The 23,694-nt window shown below is 61.9% G+C and carries 18 protein-coding genes; 13 read left to right on the top strand and 5 right to left on the bottom strand.

The features are described 5' to 3' along the window. The 6 genes from rplA to FIU94_RS03695 all read left to right on the top strand — a co-directional run bounded on the left by rplA (nt 1) and on the right by FIU94_RS03695 (nt 12,006). Nucleotides 1-705 (top strand): 50S ribosomal protein L1, encoded by a 705-nt coding sequence (rplA, locus tag FIU94_RS03720; RefSeq protein WP_152464496.1) that lies wholly within the window; start codon nt 1-3, stop codon nt 703-705. Nucleotides 706-1,238: 533 nt separating this feature from the next. Next, complete coding sequence (gene rplJ, locus FIU94_RS03715; protein ID WP_152464495.1) at nt 1,239-1,751, top strand: 50S ribosomal protein L10; 513 nt, start codon at nt 1,239-1,241, stop codon at nt 1,749-1,751. A gap of 74 nt (nt 1,752-1,825) precedes the next feature. Continuing rightward, nucleotides 1,826-2,200 (top strand): 50S ribosomal protein L7/L12, encoded by a 375-nt coding sequence (gene rplL / locus FIU94_RS03710; protein WP_152464494.1) that lies wholly within the window; start codon nt 1,826-1,828, stop codon nt 2,198-2,200. Nucleotides 2,201-2,483: 283 nt separating this feature from the next. Then, complete coding sequence (gene rpoB / locus FIU94_RS03705) at nt 2,484-6,623, top strand: DNA-directed RNA polymerase subunit beta (protein WP_152464493.1); 4,140 nt, start codon at nt 2,484-2,486, stop codon at nt 6,621-6,623. Between the two features lie 108 nt (nt 6,624-6,731). Beyond that, nucleotides 6,732-10,976 (top strand): DNA-directed RNA polymerase subunit beta', encoded by a 4,245-nt coding sequence (rpoC, locus tag FIU94_RS03700; RefSeq protein WP_152464492.1) that lies wholly within the window; start codon nt 6,732-6,734, stop codon nt 10,974-10,976. A 163-nt stretch (nt 10,977-11,139) separates the two neighbouring features. Beyond that, nucleotides 11,140-12,006, top strand: a complete 867-nt coding sequence (locus FIU94_RS03695) for a DMT family transporter (RefSeq protein WP_152464491.1) — start codon at nt 11,140-11,142, stop codon at nt 12,004-12,006. Here FIU94_RS03695 and FIU94_RS03690 read toward each other — a convergent pair. Beyond that, the gene (locus tag FIU94_RS03690) at nt 11,995-12,801 is read right to left on the bottom strand and encodes a putative rhamnosyl transferase (RefSeq protein WP_152464490.1); all 807 of its coding nucleotides are present in this window, start codon (nt 12,799-12,801) and stop codon (nt 11,995-11,997) included. The genes FIU94_RS03695 and FIU94_RS03690 overlap by 12 nt on opposite strands. A 355-nt stretch (nt 12,802-13,156) precedes the next feature. Here FIU94_RS03690 and rpsL point away from each other — a divergent pair, with 355 nt between their 5' ends. The 4 genes from rpsL to tuf all read left to right on the top strand — a co-directional run bounded on the left by rpsL (nt 13,157) and on the right by tuf (nt 17,571). After that, nucleotides 13,157-13,528, top strand: coding sequence for a 30S ribosomal protein S12 (gene rpsL, locus FIU94_RS03685; protein ID WP_025063456.1), 372 nt, complete (start codon nt 13,157-13,159; stop codon nt 13,526-13,528). Between the two features lie 103 nt (nt 13,529-13,631). Beyond that, complete coding sequence (gene rpsG, locus FIU94_RS03680) at nt 13,632-14,102, top strand: 30S ribosomal protein S7 (RefSeq protein ID WP_067928015.1); 471 nt, start codon at nt 13,632-13,634, stop codon at nt 14,100-14,102. 75 nt (nt 14,103-14,177) lie between these two features. Further along, nucleotides 14,178-16,301, top strand: a complete 2,124-nt coding sequence (fusA, locus tag FIU94_RS03675) for an elongation factor G (RefSeq protein ID WP_152464489.1) — start codon at nt 14,178-14,180, stop codon at nt 16,299-16,301. Between the two features lie 94 nt (nt 16,302-16,395). Further along, nucleotides 16,396-17,571 (top strand): elongation factor Tu, encoded by a 1,176-nt coding sequence (gene tuf, locus FIU94_RS03670; RefSeq protein WP_152464488.1) that lies wholly within the window; start codon nt 16,396-16,398, stop codon nt 17,569-17,571. 320 nt (nt 17,572-17,891) lie between these two features. Here tuf and FIU94_RS03665 read toward each other — a convergent pair whose 3' ends face one another. The 3 genes from FIU94_RS03665 to nth are packed head-to-tail and all read right to left on the bottom strand — an operon-like array spanning nt 17,892 to nt 20,122. Then, a complete protein-coding gene (locus FIU94_RS03665; protein WP_152464487.1) occupies nt 17,892-18,488 on the bottom strand; it encodes a GNAT family N-acetyltransferase in 597 nt (198 codons plus the stop codon). 3 nt (nt 18,489-18,491) lie between these two features. Continuing rightward, nucleotides 18,492-19,481 carry an adenosine kinase gene (locus FIU94_RS03660; protein ID WP_152464486.1) on the bottom strand — a complete coding sequence of 330 codons (990 nt, stop codon included), beginning with the start codon at nt 19,479-19,481 and terminating at the stop codon, nt 18,492-18,494. Then, the gene (gene nth / locus FIU94_RS03655; protein ID WP_152464485.1) at nt 19,478-20,122 is read right to left on the bottom strand and encodes an endonuclease III; all 645 of its coding nucleotides are present in this window, start codon (nt 20,120-20,122) and stop codon (nt 19,478-19,480) included. The genes FIU94_RS03660 and nth overlap by 4 nt, the downstream gene beginning before the upstream one ends. Before the next feature lie 101 nt (nt 20,123-20,223). Here nth and FIU94_RS03650 point away from each other — a divergent pair, with 101 nt between their 5' ends. From FIU94_RS03650 to FIU94_RS03640, 3 genes are all read left to right on the top strand, one after another. Further along, nucleotides 20,224-21,084, top strand: coding sequence for a bifunctional helix-turn-helix domain-containing protein/methylated-DNA--[protein]-cysteine S-methyltransferase (locus FIU94_RS03650; protein WP_152464484.1), 861 nt, complete (start codon nt 20,224-20,226; stop codon nt 21,082-21,084). A gap of 126 nt (nt 21,085-21,210) precedes the next feature. After that, nucleotides 21,211-21,882, top strand: coding sequence for an OmpA family protein (locus tag FIU94_RS03645; RefSeq protein WP_152464483.1), 672 nt, complete (start codon nt 21,211-21,213; stop codon nt 21,880-21,882). 134 nt (nt 21,883-22,016) lie between these two features. Continuing rightward, nucleotides 22,017-22,553 carry an NADPH-dependent FMN reductase gene (locus tag FIU94_RS03640; protein WP_152464482.1) on the top strand — a complete coding sequence of 179 codons (537 nt, stop codon included), beginning with the start codon at nt 22,017-22,019 and terminating at the stop codon, nt 22,551-22,553. Nucleotides 22,554-22,640: 87 nt separating this feature from the next. Here FIU94_RS03640 and FIU94_RS03635 read toward each other — a convergent pair whose 3' ends face one another. Continuing rightward, on the bottom strand, nt 22,641-23,672 hold the full coding sequence (locus tag FIU94_RS03635) for an FAD-binding oxidoreductase (RefSeq protein WP_152464481.1): 1,032 nt from the start codon (nt 23,670-23,672) through the stop codon (nt 22,641-22,643). Nucleotides 23,673-23,694 lie beyond the last annotated feature (22 nt).

Raw genomic sequence — 23,694 nt, 5'->3', positions numbered from 1 at the left:
ATGGCAAAGCTTGCAAAACGTACTGCCGCCGCCCGCGAAGCATTCGCCGGCAAGGATGATGTGACCGTCGAAGAGGCCGTCGCGCTGATCAAGAGCAACTCCAAGGTCAAGTTCGACGAGACCATGGAGATCGCGATGAACCTCGGCGTCGACCCGCGCCATGCGGACCAGATGGTGCGCGGCGTTGTTGGCCTGCCCAACGGCACCGGCAAGACCATGCGCGTCGCCGTCTTCGCCCGCGGCCCCAAGGCCGAAGAGGCACAGGCCGCCGGGGCGGACATCGTCGGTGCCGAAGACCTGATGGAAACCGTGCAGTCCGGCAAGATCGAGTTCGATCGTTGCATCGCGACACCTGACATGATGCCGATCGTCGGCCGTCTGGGCAAGGTCCTGGGTCCGCGCAACCTGATGCCGAACCCCAAGGTCGGCACAGTGACCATGGACGTCAAGGAGGCCGTCGAGGCCGCCAAGGGTGGCCAGGTTCAGTTCAAGGCCGAGAAAGGTGGCGTCGTGCATGCCGGCATCGGCAAGCTGAGCTTCGACGAAGTCAAGCTGGCCGAGAACATCCGGGCTTTCGTGGGCGCGGTGGCCAAGGCCAAGCCGGCAGGCGCCAAGGGCACCTATATGAAGAAGATCAACCTGAGCTCTACAATGGGTCCGGGTATTTCGGTCGCCGTCGACGACGCGATGACAGATCAGGCCTGATTTTCAGGTCAGAAACGGTTGAAAAGGGGCGGTGGCGATGTCACCGCCCTTTTTGCATCGCGAAACGTGATTGCAAGGAGCCGTGGCAGTTTGGTGGCGTTCGGCCCTGGTGTGGACAGGGTCCGCAATTATCGTCATGTTTGCGGGCATCTCCGGTCTCGAACCTGAACGGCCCTAGGGCCACGCGGGGTGATCTGTAGGAAGGGGGTGGCCCCCGACCGCGGCGCTCTGTTACCAAAGTCCGAATTGGCTGTTGTTTGGGGGTTGGAAATACCTCGTCAAGCGTTTATCCACCCCCTCAGGTACAAAGCGCGATTCGTCGCGCTTTTGTGCTTTTCGTCCGAGACGGTGGGTGTTGGGGTTTTCTTCAACATAATTCCTGCCTGAGACGGGAAACGGCAGATTTTCTTCGGACAGCCCGTCTGGGCCTCCGCGGCAACCCGTCCGGCCCCCGTAAGGACCCGAAAGTCGGGGCCCAACAGTCCCGGCAAAACTGAGCCGGAGGGGCAACCCTCCCTTACTGGAGTGAAACTGTGGATAGAGCACAAAAAGAACAGTTGGTCGACGAGCTCGGCCAGATCTTTGAAAGCTCTGGCGTTGTCGTGGTCGCCCACTACACCGGTCTGACAGTTGCTGAAATGCAGGACCTTCGCGCGCGTGCTCGTAACGCTGGCGGGGCCGTGCGTGTTGCCAAGAACAGGCTCGCCAAGATCGCCCTTGAAGGAAAGCCCTGCGCAAGCATCGCGGACCTTCTGACGGGCATGACCGTTCTGACCTATTCCGAGGATCCCGTGGCTGCGGCCAAGGTTGCTCAGGAATTCGCCAAGGAGAACCAAAAGTTCGTGATCCTTGGCGGCGCAATGGGTGAGAACGCACTCGACGTGGCCGGTGTGGAATCCGTGTCCAAGATGCCTTCGCGGGAGGAGCTTATCTCCACCATCGCGGGCATGCTGGGCGCACCTGCATCGAACATCGCCGGGGCCATTGGCGCACCTGCAAGCAATATCGCATCCATCCTGTCCACCATCGAGGACAAGGCTGCGTAAGCAATTCGTCTTATCGGCGTGCTGGTTGAAACAACACGTTGGAACACACATATCGTTAACGGAAAGAGCTGAACATGGCTGATCTGAAGAAACTGGCAGAAGAGATCGTTGGTCTGACCCTGCTGGAAGCACAAGAACTGAAAACCATCCTGAAGGACGAGTACGGCATCGAGCCCGCAGCAGGCGGCGCAGTGATGATGGCCGGCCCCGCCGACGGTGGTGGCGCTGCTGAAGAAGAGAAAACCGAATTTGACGTCGTTCTGAAGAACGCGGGCGCATCCAAGATCAACGTGATCAAGGAAGTGCGCGGCATCACCGGTCTGGGCCTGAAAGAAGCCAAGGACCTGGTCGAAGCCGGCGGCAAGATCAAAGAAGGTGTCGACAAAGCAGAAGCAGAAGACATCAAGGGCAAGCTGGAAGCCGCAGGCGCGGAAGTCGAGCTGGCCTGATAGGTCGCCACGGGTACCGGTCCTTGCGACAGGATCGGGCTGGAGTTTTTCAGACTTCGGTATGTCCCGTAGGAACATTGGCTGGACGGGGCATTTGTCCTGTCCAGCCAAACCTGTCTTGAAGGGTGCTTTCACGAAAGCGTCCTTCTGGAGAGGTACATAGGTCGGAAGGGATGCGGTGGGACGCATCCCAGCATTGACCGGAACACTCCGCTCTTAAAGCAGCGCCTCACGGCCCCGGTGAGGACGCGCTTGGTGAGAGAATCGAAAGGTGACACGACACATGGCACAATCCTTCCTTGGCCAGAAACGTCTGCGTAAATATTATGGCAAAATCCGCGAAGTGCTGGAAATGCCGAACCTTATTGAGGTTCAGAAATCTTCTTATGACCTTTTCCTGAATTCCGGCGACGCCGAAAACCCCACCGATGGTGAGGGGATCATGGGTGTTTTCCAATCGGTCTTTCCGATCAAGGACTTCAACGAAACCTCGGTTCTGGAATATGTCAAATACGAGCTGGAAAAGCCCAAGTACGACGTCGATGAATGCCAGCAGCGCGACATGACCTATTCGGCGCCGCTGAAGGTGACGCTGCGCCTGATCGTATTCGATGTGGACGAGGATACCGGTGCGAAATCGGTCAAGGACATCAAGGAACAAGACGTCTTCATGGGCGACATGCCCTTGATGACGCCGAACGGGACGTTCATCGTGAACGGCACCGAACGTGTGATCGTTTCGCAGATGCACCGCTCGCCGGGCGTGTTCTTTGACCATGACAAGGGCAAGACGCATTCTTCGGGCAAGCTTCTGTTCGCCTGCCGGATCATTCCCTACCGCGGCTCCTGGCTGGATTTCGAATTCGACGCCAAGGACATTGTTTTTGCCCGTATCGACCGCCGCCGCAAGCTGCCGGTGACAACCCTGCTGTATGCCCTGGGGCTCGACCAGGAAGGCATCATGAATGCCTATTACGATACAATCACCTACACCCTGCAGAAGAACAAAGGCTGGGTCGCGCCGTTCTTCCCCGAGCGTGTGCGCGGTACCCGCCCGACGTATGACGTCGTTGACGCGGCTTCCGGCGAAGTTCTGTTCGAATCCGGCAAGAAAGTTACCCCGCGGGCAGTGAAAAAGCTGATCGACGAGGGCACGGTCAAGGAGCTGCTGCTGCCGTTCGACCACATCAATGGCAAGTTCGTCGCCCGCGACATCATCAACGAAGAAACCGGCGCGATCTACGTGGAAGCCGGGGATGAGTTGACGCTGGAATATGACAAGGACGGCACGCTGATCGGCGGGACTGCAAAAGAGCTGATTGACGCAGGCGTCACCGAGATTCCGCTGCTGGACATCGACAACATCAACGTCGGTCCGTACATGCGCAATACCATGGCGCAGGACAAGAACATGAACCGCGACACGGCGCTCATGGATATCTACCGCGTCATGCGCCCGGGCGAGCCGCCCACCGTGGAAGCCGCTTCGGCGCTGTTCGACACGCTGTTCTTCGACTCTGAACGCTACGACCTTTCGGCCGTGGGCCGGGTCAAGATGAACATGCGTCTGGACCTGGATGCCGAAGACACCGTGCGCACCCTGCGCCGCGAAGACATCGTCGCCTGCATCAAGGCGCTCGTGGACCTGCGTGATGGGCGCGGCGACATCGACGATATCGACCACCTCGGCAACCGCCGGGTGCGGTCTGTCGGCGAGCTGATGGAAAACCAGTACCGCGTCGGCCTGCTGCGCATGGAGCGTGCGATCAAGGAGCGCATGTCTTCGGTCGAAATCGACACCGTCATGCCGCAGGACCTGATCAACGCGAAACCTGCCGCCGCCTCCGTGCGGGAATTCTTCGGGTCTTCGCAGTTGTCGCAGTTCATGGACCAGACCAACCCGCTGTCGGAAGTCACCCACAAACGCCGCCTTTCGGCGCTTGGGCCGGGCGGCCTGACGCGCGAGCGCGCGGGCTTCGAGGTGCGCGACGTTCACCCGACCCACTACGGTCGGATGTGCCCGATTGAAACGCCGGAAGGTCCGAACATCGGTCTGATCAACTCGCTGGCCACCTTCGCACGCGTGAACAAGTACGGCTTTATCGAGACACCCTACCGGGTGGTGAAGGACAGTGCAGTGACCGACGAGGTCCACTACATGTCCGCGACCGAAGAGATGCGCCACACCGTGGCCCAGGCCAACGCGTCGCTCGATGAAAACGGCAAATTCACCAACGAGATGGTCAATACCCGTCAGTCCGGTGATTATACGCTGGCCCCGACGGAGAGCGTCGATCTGATCGACGTCAGCCCGAAACAGCTGGTCTCTGTGGCTGCCTCGCTCATTCCGTTCCTGGAGAATGACGACGCCAACCGCGCCCTGATGGGGTCGAACATGCAACGTCAGGCCGTGCCGCTGCTGCAGGCCGAGGCACCGCTTGTCGGCACCGGCATCGAAGAGGTTGTCGCGCGGGACTCCGGTGCTGCCTACATGGCCCGGCGTGCCGGCATCATTGACCAGGTCGATGCAAGCCGCATCGTGATCCGGGCCACCGAGGACCTGGAGCTGGGCGACGCCGGGGTGGACATCTACCGCATGCGCAAGTTCCAGCGGTCCAACCAGAACACCTGCATCAACCAGCGTCCGCTGGTGAAGGTGGGCGAGACTGTGACCAAGGGGCAGGTGATCGCGGATGGCCCGTCCACCGATATGGGTGAACTGGCGCTGGGCAAGAACGTAGTCGTCGCCTTCATGCCGTGGAACGGCTACAACTACGAGGACTCGATCCTGATTTCCGAGCGGATTTCCCGTGACGACGTCTTTACCTCGATTCACATCGAGGAATTCGAGGTCGCCGCGCGTGATACGAAGCTGGGGCCGGAAGAGATCACCCGCGACATTCCCAACGTCGGCGAGGAAGCTCTGCGCAACCTCGACGAGGCGGGTATCGTCTATATCGGTGCCGACGTGGAGCCGGGCGATATTCTGGTGGGCAAGATCACCCCCAAGGGCGAAAGCCCGATGACGCCGGAAGAGAAGCTGCTGCGCGCCATCTTTGGCGAGAAAGCGTCTGACGTCCGCGATACCTCGCTTCGGGTCAAGCCGGGCGACTTCGGCACTGTCGTCGAGGTGCGCGTCTTCAACCGCCACGGCGTTGAGAAGGACGAACGCGCCCTGCAGATCGAACGCGAGGAAGTCGAGCGTCTGGCCCGTGACCGGGATGACGAGCTGGCGATCCTTGACCGCAACATCTATGCGCGTCTGCGCGAGATGATCCTGGGCAAGGTCGCGGTCAAAGGTCCGAAGGGCGTAAGAGCGAACAGCCAGATCACCGAGGAGCTGCTGGACGACCAGCTGACCCGCGGCCAATGGTGGCAGCTTGCCCTTGAGGACGAGGACGACGCCAAGATCGTGGAGGCCCTGAACGAGCAGTACGAGATCCAGAAGCGGGCTCTGAATGCGCGGTTCGAGGACAAGGTCGAGAAAGTGCGTCGCGGCGACGATCTGCCCCCAGGCGTGATGAAGATGGTCAAGGTCTTTGTCGCGGTGAAGCGCAAGCTGCAGCCGGGCGACAAGATGGCCGGCCGTCACGGGAACAAGGGTGTGATTTCGAAAGTGGTGCCGATGGAGGACATGCCGTTCCTCGCGGATGGTACCCCGGTCGACTTCTGTCTCAACCCGCTGGGTGTGCCGTCGCGTATGAACGTCGGTCAGATCCTTGAGACGCACATGGGCTGGGCCGCGCGCGGCCTGGGGATCAATGTCGACGAGGCGCTGCAGGAATACCGCCGGTCGGGCGATCTGACCCCGGTGCGCGAGGCGATGAGCCACGCCTACGGCGAGAACGTCTATGCGGAAGGTATCGAAAGCATGGACGAGGACACGCTGATCGAAGCGGCGGGCAACGTGACGCGCGGTGTGCCGATCGCGACGCCGGTCTTCGACGGGGCCAAGGAAGCGGATGTGAACGACGCCCTGGTGCGTGCCGGGTTCAACTCTTCCGGGCAGTCGATCCTGTTCGACGGTCGCACCGGCGAGCAGTTCGCGCGCCCCGTCACCGTGGGCGTCAAGTATCTGCTCAAGCTGCACCACCTGGTGGACGACAAGATCCACGCGCGTTCGACCGGGCCGTACTCGCTCGTCACTCAGCAGCCGCTCGGTGGTAAGGCGCAGTTCGGTGGTCAGCGTTTCGGGGAGATGGAGGTCTGGGCGCTGGAAGCGTACGGCGCTGCATACACCCTGCAGGAAATGCTCACTGTCAAGTCGGACGACGTCGCGGGCCGCACCAAGGTCTATGAGAGCATCGTCAAGGGCGAGGACAATTTCGAAGCCGGTATCCCGGAATCGTTCAACGTTCTGGTCAAAGAGGTCCGTGGTCTGGGTCTCAACATGGAACTCCTGGATGCGGAGGAGGACGAGTAGGCGCGAAAGAACGGTGCGCAACACGTGCACACCCTACGAAGGGTGTGCATTGACAGCGCACCTTCCGCCCAACCCTCCCCCGCACCCTCTGACACATGAGGAAATAGAATGAACCAGGAACTGACAAACAACCCGTTCAACCCGCTGACACCGCCCAAGGTGTTCGATGAGATCAAGGTCTCTCTGGCATCGCCCGAGCGTATCCTGTCGTGGTCTTTCGGTGAGATCAAGAAGCCCGAAACCATCAACTACCGCACGTTCAAGCCAGAGCGTGACGGCCTGTTCTGCGCGCGTATCTTTGGCCCGATCAAGGATTACGAATGCCTGTGCGGCAAATACAAGCGCATGAAATACCGCGGCGTCGTCTGCGAGAAATGCGGCGTTGAAGTGACGCTGCAGAAGGTCCGCCGCGAGCGCATGGGCCACATCGAACTGGCCTCGCCCGTCGCGCATATCTGGTTCCTGAAATCGCTGCCGTCCCGCATCGGCCTGATGCTGGACATGACCCTGCGCGATCTTGAGCGGGTTCTCTACTTCGAGAACTACGTGGTGATCGAACCGGGCCTGACGGACCTCACCTACGGTCAGATGATGACCGAGGAAGAGTATATGGACGCGCAGGATGCCTACGGCATGGACGCGTTTACCGCGAATATCGGCGCCGAAGCCATCCGTGAGATGCTGGCAGCGATCGACCTCGAAGCCGAGGCCGATCAGCTGCGTGAAGAGCTGAAGGAAGCCACGGGCGAGCTGAAGCCGAAGAAGATCATCAAGCGTCTGAAGGTCGTGGAAAGCTTCCTTGAATCGGGCAACCGCCCCGAGTGGATGGTGATGACCGTCATTCCGGTGATCCCGCCGGAACTGCGCCCGCTGGTGCCGCTGGACGGCGGTCGCTTCGCGACCTCGGATCTCAACGATCTGTATCGCCGCGTCATCAACCGCAACAACCGTCTCAAGCGCCTGATCGAGCTGCGCGCGCCAGACATCATCGTGCGCAACGAAAAGCGGATGCTGCAGGAATCCGTCGATGCGCTGTTTGACAACGGCCGCCGTGGTCGCGTGATCACGGGTGCCAACAAGCGCCCGCTGAAATCGCTCAGCGACATGCTGAAAGGCAAACAGGGCCGTTTCCGTCAGAACCTTCTGGGTAAGCGCGTCGACTTCTCCGGTCGTTCGGTCATCGTGACCGGCCCCGAGCTGAAGCTGCACCAATGCGGTCTGCCCAAGAAGATGGCGCTGGAGCTGTTCAAACCGTTCATCTACTCGCGTCTGGAGGCCAAAGGACTGTCCTCCACCGTGAAGCAGGCGAAGAAGCTGGTGGAAAAGGAACGTCCCGAGGTCTGGGACATCCTGGATGAAGTCATCCGCGAACACCCCGTCATGCTGAACCGGGCGCCCACGCTGCACCGTCTTGGCATTCAGGCGTTCGAGCCCGTGCTGATCGAAGGCAAGGCTATTCAGCTGCACCCGCTGGTCTGTTCGGCCTTCAACGCCGACTTCGACGGCGACCAGATGGCAGTTCACGTGCCGCTTTCGCTGGAAGCCCAGCTGGAAGCGCGCGTTCTGATGATGTCCACGAACAACGTGCTGTCGCCCGCCAACGGCGCGCCGATCATCGTGCCGTCGCAGGATATGATCCTCGGTCTCTACTATACCACGCTGGAACGCGCGGGCATGAAGGGCGAAGGCAAGATCTTTGGCACCGTGGACGAGGTGCAGCATGCGCTCGACGCGGGCGAGGTCCACCTGCACACGAAGATCAAGGCCCGGATCAAGCAGATCGACAACGAGGGCAACGAGGTCATGATGCGCTTTGACACGACCCCCGGTCGTGTCCGTCTGGGCGCGTTGCTGCCGCTGAACGCCAAGGCACCTTTCGATCTGGTCAACCGTCTGCTGCGCAAGAAGGAAGTGCAGCAGGTCATCGACACCGTCTACCGTTACTGCGGTCAGAAGGAATCGGTCATCTTCTGTGACCAGATCATGACCATGGGCTTCCGCGAAGCGTTCAAGGCGGGCATTTCGTTCGGCAAGGACGACATGCTGATCCCCGACAGCAAGTGGGGCCTCGTTGACGAGACCCGCGAGCAGGTCAAGGATTTCGAACAGCAGTACATGGACGGCCTGATCACACAGGGTGAAAAGTACAACAAGGTTGTCGACGCCTGGTCGAAGTGTAACGACAAGGTGACTGAGGCCATGATGGGCTCGATCTCTGCCGAGCGGCTGGATGACAGCGGTGCGGTGATGGAACCGAACTCGGTCTACATGATGGCCCACTCCGGCGCACGTGGCTCGGTCACGCAGATGAAGCAGCTGGGCGGTATGCGCGGCCTGATGGCCAAACCGAACGGCGACATCATCGAGACGCCGATCATCTCGAACTTCAAGGAAGGTCTGACCGTTCTTGAATACTTCAACTCGACTCACGGTGCGCGGAAGGGTCTGTCGGATACGGCTCTGAAAACTGCGAACTCGGGCTATCTGACCCGCCGTCTGGTGGACGTGGCGCAGGACTGCATCGTGCGCATGCACGACTGCGGAACCGAAGCCGCGATCACTGCCGAAGCGGCGGTCAACGACGGTGAGGTCGTGTCCTCGCTGGCGGAACGTCTGCTTGGTCGTGTCGCTGCGGACGACATCCTCAAGCCAGGTACCGACGAGGTGCTGGTGCCCGCGGGTGCGGTGGTCGACGAACGCATGGCGGATCTAGTGGACGAAGCGGCGGTTCAATCCGCCCGCATCCGTTCGCCCCTGACCTGCGAGGCCGAAGAGGGCGTCTGCGCCATGTGCTATGGCCGTGACCTCGCACGCGGTACGCTGGTCAACCAGGGTGAAGCGGTCGGTATCATCGCCGCGCAATCCATCGGCGAACCCGGTACACAGCTGACGATGCGGACCTTCCACATCGGCGGCGTTGCCCAGGGTGGTCAGCAGTCCTTCCTCGAAGCATCGCAAGAGGGCAAGGTCGTGTTCGAAGGCGCACAGACGATCGAGAACGCCAATGGCGACGTGATCGTGATGGGCCGGAACATGAAACTGCGGATCGTCGGCGACGATGACGTCGAGCGCGCCAGCCACAAGATCGGGTATGGCACCACGCTTTTCGTCAAGGACGGTCAAAAGGTCGAGCGCGGCGCCAAGCTGATCGAATGGGATCCCTACACTCTGCCGATCATCGCGGAGAAGTCGGGCACGGCCAAGTTCGTGGACCTTGTCAGCGGCATTGCCGTCAAGGACGAGACCGACGACGCAACCGGCATGACGCAGAAGATCGTGATCGACTGGCGCGCGGCGCCGAAAGGGAACGAGCTGAAGCCGGAAGTGATCCTGGTCGATGGCGATGGCGAACCGGTCCGTACAGATGCGGGCAACCCGGTGACCTATCCGATGTCCGTCGATGCCGTTCTGTCGGTGGAGGACGGCAACGAGGTAAAGGCCGGCGACGTCATCGCGCGTATTCCGCGTGAAGGTGCCAAGACCAAGGACATCACCGGCGGTCTGCCGCGCGTGGCCGAACTCTTCGAGGCACGCCGCCCGAAGGATCACGCCATCATCGCGGAAATCGACGGCTACGTCCGGTACGGCAAGGACTACAAGAACAAGCGCCGTATCGCGATCGAATCCGCCGACGATCCGGATGTGAAGGTCGAGTACATGGTGCCCAAGGGCAAGCACATCCCCGTTGCCGAAGGCGACTTTGTGCAAAAGGGTGACTACATCATGGACGGCAACCCCGCCCCCCATGACATCCTTGCCATCATGGGTGTCGAGGCTCTGGCCGACTACATGATCGACGAGGTGCAGGACGTCTATCGCCTGCAGGGCGTGAAGATCAACGACAAGCACATCGAGGTGATCGTGCGTCAGATGCTGCAGAAGTGGGAAGTCCAGGATTCTGGCGAAACCACGCTGCTCAAGGGCGAACACGTCGACAAGCAGGAGTTCGATCTGGCCAACGAGAAGGCGATCAGCAAGGGCGGGCGCCCGGCCAAGGGCGAGCCCATCCTGCTGGGCATCACGAAGGCGTCGCTGCAAACCCGGTCGTTCATCTCGGCCGCGTCCTTCCAGGAGACCACCCGCGTCCTGACCGAGGCTTCGGTCCAGGGCAAGAAAGACAAGCTGGTCGGTCTGAAGGAGAACGTGATCGTGGGCCGGTTGATCCCGGCAGGCACGGGCGGTGCGACCATGCAGATTCGCAAGGTTGCACAGGACCGTGACAACGTGGTCATCGAGGCGCGCCGCGATGAGGCGGAACAGGCCGCACGGCTTGCTGCTCCGGAAGCGCAGGGCGATGTCGTTGGCGGTGACGTTTTCGACACTGTGATCGTGGACGACGAAAGCCGCGATTGATATTGCCCGCAGCCAAGTAAACGGAAAGCCCCCGAATCCTATGAGTTTCGGGGGCTTTTTCATGTCTTTGACTTGCCCTGACCTTCTGAAAAGGGCAGGTCATGGCGACGAGGAACAAGTTGCAGATCAAGGGGCTGACCCGTGACATGCTGGGAGGACTCTGATGTCACCGACCTTGCTGGGCGCCCTGTTGATGACGGCTTCGATGGCTGCCTTCACCCTGAATGACACACTGCTGAAACTGACCGCCGGCGCGGTCCCTCTGGCGCAACTGATTTTCATGCGTTCGCTCATCACCTGCACCCTGATGCTGGCGACGAAGGGCCGGATCGGCACGATGCATTTCGACATCGCGCGCCGTGACTGGCTGCTGATCGGCGCACGCGCGGTGAGCGAGGTGGCCATCTCGTACTTCTTTCTGACGGCGCTGTTTCACGTGCCGTTGGCGAACCTCAACGCGGTGATGCAGGTCGTGCCGCTGGCGGTTACGCTGGCCTCTGCCCTGTTCCTGCGGGAGGCAGTGGGCTGGCGGCGGTTCGTGGCGATCTTTATCGGATTTTTTGGTGTGCTGCTGATTGTCAAACCGGGCGCCGCGGGCTTCGACATCTGGTCGGTCTATGCTTTGATGGCCATGCTGGGCGTCACCGCCCGCGACTTGATCACCCGCCAGCTGTCCCCAACCGTCCCGTCAATGACCGTCGCGCTGAGCACGGCGGCGTCGGTGATGACGGCATTTGGCCTCGTGTCGCTGACCGGGCCGTGGGTGCCCATCGCGCCGCATGTCTGGTTGCTGATCATCGGGTCGGCCGTATTCGTTATGGCGGGCTACTTCCTGTCGATCTGGGTCATGCGGGTCGGCGATGTCTCTTTCACGGCACCGTTTCGCTACACCGGGCTCGTCTGGGCATTGATCCTGGGCTGGTCCGTTTTCGGGGAATGGCCCGGCTGGATGACCTTGCTGGGCGCGGCCATTGTCGTTGCGACCGGGGTTTTCACATTCTACCGCGAACGGAAGCTGTCAGGCGGCTGAGAATACCCGCCTGACATGGTCCGCGTCGATCGCGAACCTGTCGCGGAACAGCTGTTCCTGCTCTGCTGTGAGCGGGGCGACGGGGACCGGTCTGACCTTCTTTTGTCGCGAATCGTTGAAGCCGTTGTGGCTGCGCACCCACATCGCAGGGTCCGAGAAGCTGACCGCGGGCATGAAGCGCGGGATCTTTTCGTGGGCGAAATTCATGATGGTCTGGCTGCAATTGCCCTTGATGTACATGCCCAGCGAGGCGACGTAGAATTGCCGGAACATGTCCACCGCCGCGATCCCGTCCGCGCCAAACTCGGCCACGAAGCCGCGGTTCCAGTCATAGGCAAACGTGCGGTTGTCACCGAGGAGGGGTTGGGTGTCCGCTACCGCGCGGCGCAGCTTTGCGATGAAATCGACCGACACGGCATCGTCGTCGTCATAGCGGAACTGCAGGCAGGGTTCCTTTGGGTTGATCCGCGCCTCGTTCAGGATCTCCTTCATCACCTCACGCTGGTTGCGCGGCGGTTCCTTGTGGATCAGGGCCTGTGGCAAACCCTCTATCAGCCGCTCCAGCCGTTTTTCGTGGCGTTGGGGGAACTGGTCGCCGATCACGATGATCAGGCTGAAATCGGGGTCCGTCTGCGCGCGCAGGCAGGGCAGGGCGACGGTTTCGAGCAGTTGAAACCGTTCTTCGAGCCGGGCGTCGGCGTAAAGATAGGCGATCCGTTCCTCGATGTCCTCATGTTCGACCTGGAAGCCCCCCAAGGCGGGATAAGAAAAGCGGCATAGTCCGATGGCCTGCATTCCGGTCTTGTCCTTCTGGTCGCCCGACTGGCCCCGAATATGACGGAGGGGAAACCGCAATGGCAAGCGGGCATATGCCGCAGGGGATGCGCCGGGGCTGTTGACACCCTGCTCTTGACGCCATATACGCGCGCTATCCGGGACGCGGGGCATCCCCCGCAGGCCCGAATTCATAACCTACGTGGTCAAGACCCGATCTACTGTTGATCCGGTCCTCTGTAGCCCCACCGCCTCGTTTGCCTCGGTACGGGAACGTTGCGGTGTTTTTGCTTTGCCAAAGGTAAAGCGTTGAATTTGAAACCGCATGGGGTGTTCCTCGTGCACCTGATGTGAGACAGAACGGGGATAATCCGGAATGCCAACGATCCAACAGCTGATCCGCAAGCCGCGGCAGCCGAAGCGTAAATACTCCAAGTCCATGCACCTGCAGGAATGCCCGCAAAAGCGTGGCGTCTGTACCCGCGTGTACACGACCACACCGAAAAAGCCGAACTCGGCCATGCGTAAGGTTGCCAAGGTGCGCCTGACGAACGGCTTCGAGGTCATCAGCTACATTCCCGGTGAAAGCCACAACCTTCAGGAACACTCCGTCGTTCTGATCCGCGGCGGCCGTGTGAAAGACCTTCCCGGTGTGCGTTACCATATTCTGCGTGGTGTTCTCGACACCCAAGGCGTCAAGGACCGCAAGCAGCGCCGTTCCAAGTACGGTGCAAAGCGTCCGAAGTAATGTTTCCACGGTGCGCATGAAAGCGCACCCTACCGCCATCCCGTAGGGTGCGCTTTTTCCGCGCACCGCGCTACGCATCACCCGCCAAGAGGAAGACAAAGATATGTCACGCCGTCACGCCGCTGAAAAACGCGAAGTTCTGCCAGACGCCAAGTACGGTGATCTGGTCCTGACCAAATTCATGAACAACCTGATGATCGACGGCAAGAAATCCGTCGCCGAGCGCATCGTCTACAACGCGATGACCCGCGTTGAGGACAAGATCAAGCGCGCCCCGATCGAGGTGTTCCACGAAGCTCTGGACAACATCAAACCTTCCGTTGAGGTGCGTTCGCGCCGCGTCGGCGGTGCCACCTACCAGGTCCCGGTCGAAGTGCGCCCCGAGCGCCGCGAGGCGCTGGCGATCCGCTGGCTGATCAAGGCCAGCCGCGCCCGCAACGAAAACACCATGGAAGAGCGTCTTGCCGGCGAACTGCTGGACGCCGTCCAGTCCCGCGGCACCGCGGTGAAAAAGCGCGAAGACACTCACAAGATGGCCGATGCCAACAAGGCGTTCAGCCACTACCGCTGGTAAGACACTCAAAGACAGGGCCCGGATCCGCCGGGCCCCAGGCTCTCTTTAACGCAAGACCTCTGAGGACACCTCCCAATGGCACGCGACTATCCGCTTCAACGCTACCGCAATTTCGGCATCATGGCGCACATCGACGCCGGTAAGACCACTTGTTCCGAGCGCATCCTGTTCTACACCGGCAAAAGCCATAACATCGGCGAAGTTCACGATGGTGCGGCCACCATGGACTGGATGGAGCAGGAGCAGGAACGCGGCATCACCATCACCTCCGCTGCGACCACCACATTCTGGCAGTGGCAGGAAGACCCGACCAAAGAGGGTACCGACGACACCAAGTTCCGGATGAACATTATCGACACCCCCGGCCACGTGGACTTCACCATCGAGGTCGAGCGTTCGCTGGCGGTGCTTGACGGCGCCATCTGCGTGCTGGACGCCAACGCGGGTGTCGAACCCCAGACGGAAACCGTCTGGCGCCAGGCCGACCGCTACAAGGTGCCGCGCATCGTCTTCGTCAACAAGATGGACAAGATCGGCGCGGACTTCTTCAACTGCGTCGAGATGATCGAAAACCGCACCGGCGCGAAAGCCGTCCCGATCGCCATGCCGATCGGTGCCGAGAACGAGCTGGAAGGCATCATCGACCTTGTGACCATGGAAGAGTGGACCTGGAAAGGTGAAGACCTGGGTGCGTCCTGGACCCGTCAGCCGATCCGCGACAGCCTCAAGCAGCTGGCCGACGACTGGCGCGCCAAGCTGATCGAGAACGCCGTCGAAATGGACGACGACGCGATGATGGAATACCTGGAAGGCAACGAGCCCGACGTGCCGACCCTGCGGAAGCTGATCCGCAAGGGCACCCTGTCGCTGACCTTCGTTCCGGTCCTGGGCGGTTCCGCGTTCAAGAACAAGGGTGTGCAGCCGCTGCTGAACGCCGTTGTGGACTATCTGCCGAGCCCGCTCGACGTGGTCGACTACATGGGCTTTGCGCCGGACGACGAAACGGAAACCCGGAACATCCCGCGCCGCGCGGACGATTCCATGCCGTTCTCGGGTCTGGCGTTCAAGATCATGAACGACCCCTTCGTGGGCTCGCTTACCTTCACACGCATCTATTCGGGCGTGCTGAAGAAGGGCGACACCATTCAGAACTCGACCAAGGGCAAGAAAGAGCGCATCGGCCGTATGATGATGATGCACTCCAACAACCGTGAAGAGATCGAAGAGGCATTTGCCGGCGACATCATCGCGCTGGCCGGTCTGAAGGACACCACCACGGGCGACACGCTGTGCGACCCGAAAGAGCAGGTGGTTCTGGAGACCATGACCTTCCCCGATCCGGTGATCGAGATCGCGGTCGAGCCGAAGACCAAGAACGACCAGGAGAAGATGTCCCAGGGTCTGGCCCGTCTGGCCGCCGAGGACCCGTCCTTCCGCGTCGAGACCGACCTTGAGTCCGGTCAGACCATCATGAAGGGCATGGGCGAACTTCACCTCGACATTCTCGTCGACCGGCTGAAGCGTGAGTTCAAGGTCGAAGCCAACATTGGTGCACCGCAGGTGGCCTACCGCGAAACGATTTCGCGCGAAGCCGAGATCACCTATACCCACAAGAAGCAGTCGGGTGGGTCCGGTCAGTTTGCCGAGGTGAAGATGATCCTGATGCCGACCGAACCGGGCGAGGGCTATTCCTTTGAAAGCCGTATCGTCGGTGGTGCCGTGCCCAAGGAATATATTCCGGGCGTGGAGAAGGGTATCAAGTCGGTTCTGGACTCCGGTCCGCTGGCGGGCTTCCCTGTGATCGACTTCAAGGTGGCGCTGATCGACGGTAAATTCCACGACGTGGACTCCAGCGTTCTGGCCTTCGAAATCGCTGCGCGTATGGCGATGCGTGAAGGCATGAAGAAGGCCGGTGCGAAACTTCTGGAACCGATCATGAAGGTCGAAGTGGTGACGCCCGAGGAATACACCGGCGGCATCATCGGCGACCTCACGTCGCGTCGCGGTCAGGTCCAGGGTCAGGACACACGTGGCAACGCCATCGCGATCGACTGTTTCGTGCCGCTGGCGAACATGTTCGGTTACATCAACACCCTGCGGTCGATGTCTTCGGGGCGTGCGAACTTCACCATGCAGTTCGCACATTACGAAGCCGTGCCGCAGAACATCTCGGACGAAATCCAGGCTAAATTCGCTTGATACAGCGGTGCGTGGATGACCACGCACCCTACACCAACCCGTAGGGTGCGTGCTGCCCACGCACCGTTTTGAATGAAAATGAAGGAGCCACACCATGGCAAAGGCAAAGTTTGAACGTAACAAGCCGCACGTCAACATCGGTACGATTGGTCACGTTGACCACGGCAAGACGACGCTGACGGCGGCGATCACGAAGTACTTCGGTGACTTCCGTGCGTATGACCAGATCGACGGTGCACCGGAAGAGAAGGCGCGCGGGATCACGATTTCGACCGCGCACGTGGAGTACGAGACCGAGAACCGTCACTACGCGCACGTCGACTGCCCCGGTCACGCGGACTACGTCAAGAACATGATCACCGGTGCGGCGCAGATGGACGGCGCGATCCTGGTGGTGAACGCGGCCGACGGCCCGATGCCGCAGACGCGCGAGCACATCCTGCTGGGCCGCCAGGTGGGCATCCCCGCGATGGTCGTCTACATGAACAAGGTTGACCAGGTGGACGACGAGGAGCTGCTGGAGCTTGTCGAGATGGAGATCCGCGAGCTGCTGTCGTCCTACGACTATCCCGGCGACGACATCCCCGTCATCCCCGGCTCGGCGCTGGCGGCGATGAACGGCGACAACCCCGAGATCGGCGAAGAGTCGATCAAGAAGCTGATGGCGGCGGTTGACGAGTACATCCCCACGCCCGAGCGTGCGGTGGACCAGCCGTTCCTGATGCCGGTGGAGGACGTGTTCTCGATCTCCGGTCGTGGTACGGTTGTGACCGGTCGTGTGGAGCGCGGCGTGATCAACGTGGGCGACGAGATCGAGATCGTGGGCATCCGCGACACCAAGAAGACGACCTGCACGGGTGTGGAAATGTTCCGCAAGCTGCTGGACCGTGGTGAAGCGGGCGACAACATCGGCGCGCTGCTGCGCGGCGTTGAGCGTGACGGCGTTGAGCGCGGCCAGGTGCTGTGCAAGCCCGGTTCCGTGACTCCGCACACCAAGTTCGAAGCCGAAGCCTATATCCTGACCAAGGAAGAGGGTGGCCGTCACACGCCGTTCTTCGCGAACTACCGTCCGCAGTTCTACTTCCGGACGACGGACGTGACCGGTACGGTTCAGCTGAACGAAGGCACCGAGATGGTGATGCCGGGCGACAACGTGTCCTTTGGCGTTGAACTGATCGCGCCGATCGCGATGGAGCAGGGCCTGCGCTTTGCCATCCGTGAAGGTGGCCGTACCGTCGGCGCGGGTGTGGTGTCGAAGATCACCGACTGATCGGCATGCGCCCGCACGGGCGCGCCTGATCACAGTAAAGCAAAGGCCGCCCCACGGGGCGGCCTTTGTCGTAGGGGAGGTGCGACAAGGGGGGAAACCGGGCCACCGGTTGCGGTGCAAGGTCCTGAAGCCACCCGCAGCTCCGGCGGCGGCCCTTGGCCGATGCGGCTCCCCCCGAATGCAAAAGAAGACATGTCAAATATGACATGTCTTCTTTGGTAGAGCTGGCAGATGTGTTGAGCGACTGGAATGGACCACAGACCGGGATATCAGTTCCGCATTCGACATTGGCCGCCGTGCCGCGACGAACGGAAATAAACCTACCTGGAGCCGAAAATCGGCACGTGTCGGGCAGCGTCCACGGGCAAGTATCCTGTCAGGCGCGGATCGGGGGCGATTTCGATCTGCTGTTTCCAGGGTACAAAGCCGCTGCGGATGTAAAACCCCAGCGCCTGCGGGCTGTCCAGCGTACAGGTATGTACGTGAAACCGGCTGATCGGCGCGCTCCAGGCCAGTTCGGTCGCACGGTTCATCAGATAGCGTCCGGCTCCGCTGCCGATCAGGCTGGGTGCCAGCCCGAAGTACGCCAGTTCGCAGGCATCGTCCTCGCGGAAGTCGAGTTCCAAAAGAGCCGCGTCTTCGCCATCCTTGCGCAGGGTATGAAAGGTCACGCGAGGGTTCTCCAGAATCGCTTGTAACTTGGCCTCGGGCATCACGCGGCGCTCGAACCACAGCCAGTCGCGCCCGACGCGGTCGAACAACGCGCGGTACCGGGCTACGTCCGGTGTGAACCGTTCAAACGTAACTCCGGCGGGCAGATCGACGGCCCTTGGGTCAGGTGGGCTTCGCATTTCCAGATGCGTGACCACCGTGGCGACCTTGCCGGGCGGTATGTCGTGCAGACCGTCTTCGAGCATGGGTCAGAGCAACCCTTCCGCGCGGAACCGCGACAGCATGTCGGCCTGCGGGCGCGGTCCGATATGGCTGATCACCTCGCCCGCGCAGAGGTTGCCCATGCGGCCGCAGGTCTCCAGATCTGCACCTTTGGCGAGCCCAAACAGAAACCCTGCAGCAAACTGGTCGCCCGCACCGGTGGCATCGACCGGTGTCACCCTCTTGACCGGTACGTCCACCCGCTCGCCCCCGCGGACCAGCGTTACGCCGTCGCCCGACCGTGTACAGACGACGATCGGACAGATCGCGGCGGTCCGCGCGATGGCGTCTTCCAGGTCGTCGGTCTCGAACAGGGCCTTCAGCTCGGCTTCGTTCCCGATCACATAGTCCAGATCATGTTCGATCAGAGCCAGGAAATCGGCGCGATGGCGTTCGACGCAGAACGGGTCGGAGATGGCGATGCCGGCCATGCCGCCGCCGGCCTTGGTCGCGCGGGCCGCTTCGCGGAACGCTGTCTTTCCCGGATCCTGATCGAACAGATACCCTTCGAGGAACATCATCTTGGCGTTGCCCGCCACCTCGCCCGGCACATCGCCCGAGCCCAGGCCGGTGGAGATGCCGAGGTAGGTGTTCATCGACCGCTCCCCATCCTCCGTCACAAAGATCATGCTGCGCGAGGTCGGTACATCGCCCACCGTGACCGGTGGATTGACGAAATCGATCCCGTGGTCTGACATCGCGCTGGCGTAGAACCGGCCCAGTGCATCGTCCCGCACGCGCCCGATAAAGGCGGTCTGCATCCCAAGCGCCCCGGCGCCTGCAATGGTATTGGCAACCGATCCGCCGGGCGTCTGTACGCGGTCCGTCATCGCCGCATACAGGGTTTCGCCGCGGTCGCGTTCCACCAGCTGCATGATGCCCTTCTCGATCCCCATGTGATCCAGAAAGCTGTCGTCGCATTGGGTAATCACGTCCACAACGGCGTTGCCGATGCCGACCAGGTCATAGGTCTTCATATTGTCTTTTCCTCAAAAGGGCAGAGATCGCGGATGATGCAGGTCTTGCACAGGGGTTTGCGCGCCTTGCAGTGGTAGCGCCCGTGCAGGATCATCCAGTGATGGGCGTGAAGCTGGAAGTCGGCCGGGATATGGTCCTCGATGGCCCGTTCCACGACATCCACGGTTTTACCCGGTGCGATGCCTGTCCGGTTGCCGACGCGGAAGATATGAGTGTCCACAGCCTGGGCGGGCTGTTTCCACCACATGTTCAACACCACATTCGCCGTCTTGCGCCCCACACCGGGCAACCCCTGAAGGGCCGCGCGTGAGTTCGGCACTTCGCCACCGTAGTCGTCGACGAGAATCTGGCTCATTTTCATGACATTCTTGGCCTTCTGCCGAAAAAGGCCGATGGTCTTGATGTGGTCGACCAGCCCATCAAGCCCCAGGTCGACCATTTTTGTGGGCGTGTCCACCGCCTTGAAAAGGCTGCGGGTGGCCTTGTTCACGCCCGCATCGGTGGCCTGCGCGCTCAGCGCGACGGCGACCAGCAGGGTATAGGCGTTGGTATGCTCCAGTTCCCCCTCGGGTTCAGGATCTGCTGCCTGAAAGCGCAGGAAAATCTCGCGGATCGTATGATAATCGAGCTGTTCGGCCATGTCCGGCATATGACGCAGAAAGGGGGCCGGGGGCAAGCCATGGCGGCAAAAGGCGCATGTTTCGGGTCGCCTGCCCGCCGGGGGCTGATTAGATTGCCAGCATGACACATCAAGAATCCCTTTCCGCCGAAGACGGCTACCATTTCGGCGTCATGCGCCGTGCGATCGACCTGATCGACGCCTCGCGAGATCCCCTGACGCTGGAGGCACTGGCCGCGCATATGGGCATGTCGCCCGCACATTTTCAGCGCATCTTCTCGCGGTGGGTCGGCGTGTCGCCCAAGAGATACCAGCAATACCTGATGCTGGGTCAGGCAAAGCGGATGCTGCGCGACCATGCCACCACCCTAGATGCCGCACATCATGTGGGCCTGTCGGGGACGGGGCGTCTGCACGATATGTTCCTGCGGTGGGAGGCGATGAGCCCCGGCGATTTCGCCCGCCGCGGGGTGGGTTTGACGATCCGTTGGGGCTGGTTCGACAGCCCTTTCGGAGCCGCGCTGGTGATGGGCACCGACAAGGGCATCTGCGGGCTCGCCCTGTCTGCCGAAGTCGGTGAGGATGCGGCGATGGCGGACCTGGTTGGCCGGTGGCCGCTGGCCGATTTTGTCGAGGATGCCGCATTCCTGCGGCCCTGGGTGCTGGCGGCTTTCGGTGCGCAAGAGGCCGCGATGGACAAGGCACCGCTCTATCTGATTGGTGCGCCGTTCCAGATCAAGGTCTGGGAGGCGCTGTTGTCCATCCCGTCGGGGCAGGTCACGACCTATACCGACATCGCGCAGGCCGTGGGGCATCCCCGTGCGGTTCGCGCTGTCGGGACGGCGGTAGGGCGCAATCCGGTCAGCTGGTTGATCCCCTGCCACCGGGCATTGCGCAAGTCCGGGGGCCTGGGCGGGTATCACTGGGGGCTGCCCGTGAAGCGGGCCATGCTGGCATTCGAAGCCGCACGGGCGGAAGCGTGAGAGCCATGTATCGGCGGGATGATGCCGATCAGAAATAAGCCCTGAACGCGGGCCTCGTGCGCACTATATATGCTCTGCATCAAGATGCCGCGCCCGAACGCGGCCCCAGACTCAAAGGCAGTAGATATGATTTCTTCCAAACTTTCCCTCGCCGCGCTGGCCGCGGGTGCTTTGACCCTCGGCGCGTGCACGGATCCAGGCCAGTTCGGCGCAGGCCCGAACGACCCGAACCAGAAAACCAAGAACGGCGCATTGATCGGGGCCGCCTCGGGGGCGGTGCTTGGCGCGCTGACCGCCGATGATGGCAATCGCGGCGACCGCGCGCTTGCCGGGGCAATCCTGGGCGGCGCGGCTGGTGCCGGTATCGGCTACTCGCTGGACAAGCAGGAGGCCGAGCTGCGCCGCCAGATGGACAGCCGCGTCGTGATCACCAACACCGGTGACAGGCTCATCGTGACCCTGCCTCAGGACATCACCTTTGCCACCGACAGCACCGCTGTTCAGCCCAGCATTCAGGGTGATCTCCGGGCGCTGGCCCAAAACGTGCAGGTCTATGCAAACTCCACTTTGCAGATCATCGGCCACACCGACAGCGACGGCGATGCGGCGTATAACCAGACCCTGTCCGAAGGTCGTGCGAATGCGGTGGCCCAGGTTCTTTACGCCAACGGCGTGCCGGCAAGTCGGGTCCAGACCTTCGGTCGCGGCGAAAGCCAGCCGGTGGCCAGTAACCTGACCCCGCAGGGCAAACAGCAGAACCGCCGGGTGGAAATCGTCATCCTGCCCAACGCACGCTGATTGCGTCGCCCTCCGGGGCGCGACCTATCGACGCAAAAATGCTCGGAGCCTCCGCAAGCAGCGGGGGCTCCTTGCATTTTCGGGAACGCGACCGAAGTTAAGGAAAACGCCGCGCAGGAAAAGGAAGGCAGTCGATGAACAAATTAAGACTTCTGGGCATTTCGGGGTCACTCCGGGCCGATGCCACCAATACCCGCCTCCTGCGCGAGGCAGCTCGACTGTTCGGCGAGGCGGATTATGAAGAAGCGGACATCCGTTTTCCGCTCTACGACGCGGACGAGGAGGCCGAGCATGGCGTGCCCGAGATGGTGATCAAGGTCGCCCGCCAGATCGACGCGGCGGATGCGGTGATCCTCTCGACCCCCGAGTACAACAAGGGGCCCTCCGGCGTGATCAAGAACGCGCTCGACTGGATCAGCCGGGCAGAATTCAAGCCGTGGCAGGGCAAGCCGGTCGCCGTGATGTCCGCCACGGCGGGCCGCGCGGGTGGGGAGCGGGCGCAGATGATCCTGCGCGGTTTCATGGTGCCGTTCCGCCCGCGCATCCTGCAGGGGCCGGAGATCCACCTGGCCGGCAGCCGCAAGCAGTTCGACGAAACCGGCCAGCTGCAGGGCGAGATTTATGTCAAGGAGCTGACCGAGCTGATGAAGGCGTTGCGGGCGATGATCTGACCCGTCCACGCCGGGCCGGAACGGACACCCCGCAGCGGGGGGCTTGATCCCTGGCACGGCCTTTATCCGGCGGCCGCAGGTCAAAGATCACAGGTTGTCCGCCACCCCGAATCCCTCTGGAATCCTGTCGATACCTTCCAGCATCAGGTCCGCCATCACTTCGGCGACCTTTGGGGCCATGCCAAAGCCGATCTTGAAACCGCCGTTGGCGATGAAGTGTCCCGCCTTGTCCGGCCAAGGCCCCAGCATCGGCGCGCGGCTGCGGCTGCGGGGGCGCAGACCGGCCCAGCGCGTGATCACAGGCGCTGTTGCGAGCGCAGGCACCGCAGCACGCGCGCGGGCGATCACCTCATCCAGCAGCGCGTCAGGGCGGTCGGGGCTGTCGTATTCACGTTCGGAGGTTGAGCCGACGGCGACGGTGCCGTCCCCATGCGGGATGACGTGCACCCCCCCTGCGAACAGCTGTGGCGCACCGGCGGCGTCGTAGCGCAGCAGCGCGGCCTGCCCCTTGACCCCCGTGCCCACCAGCCGGTGATGCGTGGCGCTCAGTTCTTCCAGCCCCCGGGCGCCCGTCGCCCAGAGAGAGCGGCCTTCGTCGCGCGCCTCGGCCTGGACGTGCACGCCCCGCGCGGCCAGCGCCATGACCAGCGAGGCACACCCCCTGCGGGGATGCACCAGGGCACTGAGCGTGTCGCGGATCAGATGGCCCGAGGGGCTGGCGGGTTCCCACGCAGCCCCAGTAGCCGACACGACCTCCCATCGCGCATGGTCCTGCCAAAGCTCTCGGGCCGTCCGGGCCCGGTCCTGCGCGAGCGCATGCTGTCGGTCGTCCGCAATCGGTTGCAGGCGGCCGGTTCGGGCATAGCCGCTGTTGCCACCCCCGGCGCGATCGACGTCGCGCCAGAACGCCTCTGCCATCAGCAGGCTCTCCAGCTGAAAGGCCTTCTTGGGGTTCCAGTTCTCCGGCACATGGGGGGCAAGCGCCCCGACGACGCCGCCGCTGCTCCCCGCTGCAGGGCCGTGGGGGTCGATGACCTGAACCCGCGCACCGCGCTTCACGCAAGCCCAGGCGATCGAAAGACCGAAGATTCCCGCGCCGCGGATGGTGATATCGTGCATTGCCATTTCCCGCCTGTTATCG

It is taken from the genome of Sulfitobacter sp. THAF37, from assembly GCF_009363555.1.
Classification (GTDB): domain Bacteria; phylum Pseudomonadota; class Alphaproteobacteria; order Rhodobacterales; family Rhodobacteraceae; genus Sulfitobacter.
This window is presented reverse-complemented; position numbering and strand designations above follow the sequence as displayed.

Coding starts and splice junctions, on each gene's coding strand:
- rplA (WP_152464496.1), top strand. CDS start 1: ATGGCAAAGCTTGCAAAACGTACTGCCGCCGCCCGCGAAGCATTCGCC.
- rplL (WP_152464494.1), top strand. CDS start 1,826: ATGGCTGATCTGAAGAAACTGGCAGAAGAGATCGTTGGTCTGACCCTG.
- rpoB (WP_152464493.1), top strand. CDS start 2,484: ATGGCACAATCCTTCCTTGGCCAGAAACGTCTGCGTAAATATTATGGC.
- rpoC (WP_152464492.1), top strand. CDS start 6,732: ATGAACCAGGAACTGACAAACAACCCGTTCAACCCGCTGACACCGCCC.
- FIU94_RS03695 (WP_152464491.1), top strand. CDS start 11,140: ATGTCACCGACCTTGCTGGGCGCCCTGTTGATGACGGCTTCGATGGCT.
- FIU94_RS03690 (WP_152464490.1), bottom strand. CDS start 12,801: ATGCAGGCCATCGGACTATGCCGCTTTTCTTATCCCGCCTTGGGGGGC.
- rpsL (WP_025063456.1), top strand. CDS start 13,157: ATGCCAACGATCCAACAGCTGATCCGCAAGCCGCGGCAGCCGAAGCGT.
- rpsG (WP_067928015.1), top strand. CDS start 13,632: ATGTCACGCCGTCACGCCGCTGAAAAACGCGAAGTTCTGCCAGACGCC.
- fusA (WP_152464489.1), top strand. CDS start 14,178: ATGGCACGCGACTATCCGCTTCAACGCTACCGCAATTTCGGCATCATG.
- tuf (WP_152464488.1), top strand. CDS start 16,396: ATGGCAAAGGCAAAGTTTGAACGTAACAAGCCGCACGTCAACATCGGT.
- FIU94_RS03665 (WP_152464487.1), bottom strand. CDS start 18,488: ATGCTCGAAGACGGTCTGCACGACATACCGCCCGGCAAGGTCGCCACG.
- FIU94_RS03660 (WP_152464486.1), bottom strand. CDS start 19,481: ATGAAGACCTATGACCTGGTCGGCATCGGCAACGCCGTTGTGGACGTG.
- nth (WP_152464485.1), bottom strand. CDS start 20,122: ATGGCCGAACAGCTCGATTATCATACGATCCGCGAGATTTTCCTGCGC.
- FIU94_RS03650 (WP_152464484.1), top strand. CDS start 20,224: ATGACACATCAAGAATCCCTTTCCGCCGAAGACGGCTACCATTTCGGC.
- FIU94_RS03645 (WP_152464483.1), top strand. CDS start 21,211: ATGATTTCTTCCAAACTTTCCCTCGCCGCGCTGGCCGCGGGTGCTTTG.
- FIU94_RS03640 (WP_152464482.1), top strand. CDS start 22,017: ATGAACAAATTAAGACTTCTGGGCATTTCGGGGTCACTCCGGGCCGAT.
- FIU94_RS03635 (WP_152464481.1), bottom strand. CDS start 23,672: ATGCACGATATCACCATCCGCGGCGCGGGAATCTTCGGTCTTTCGATC.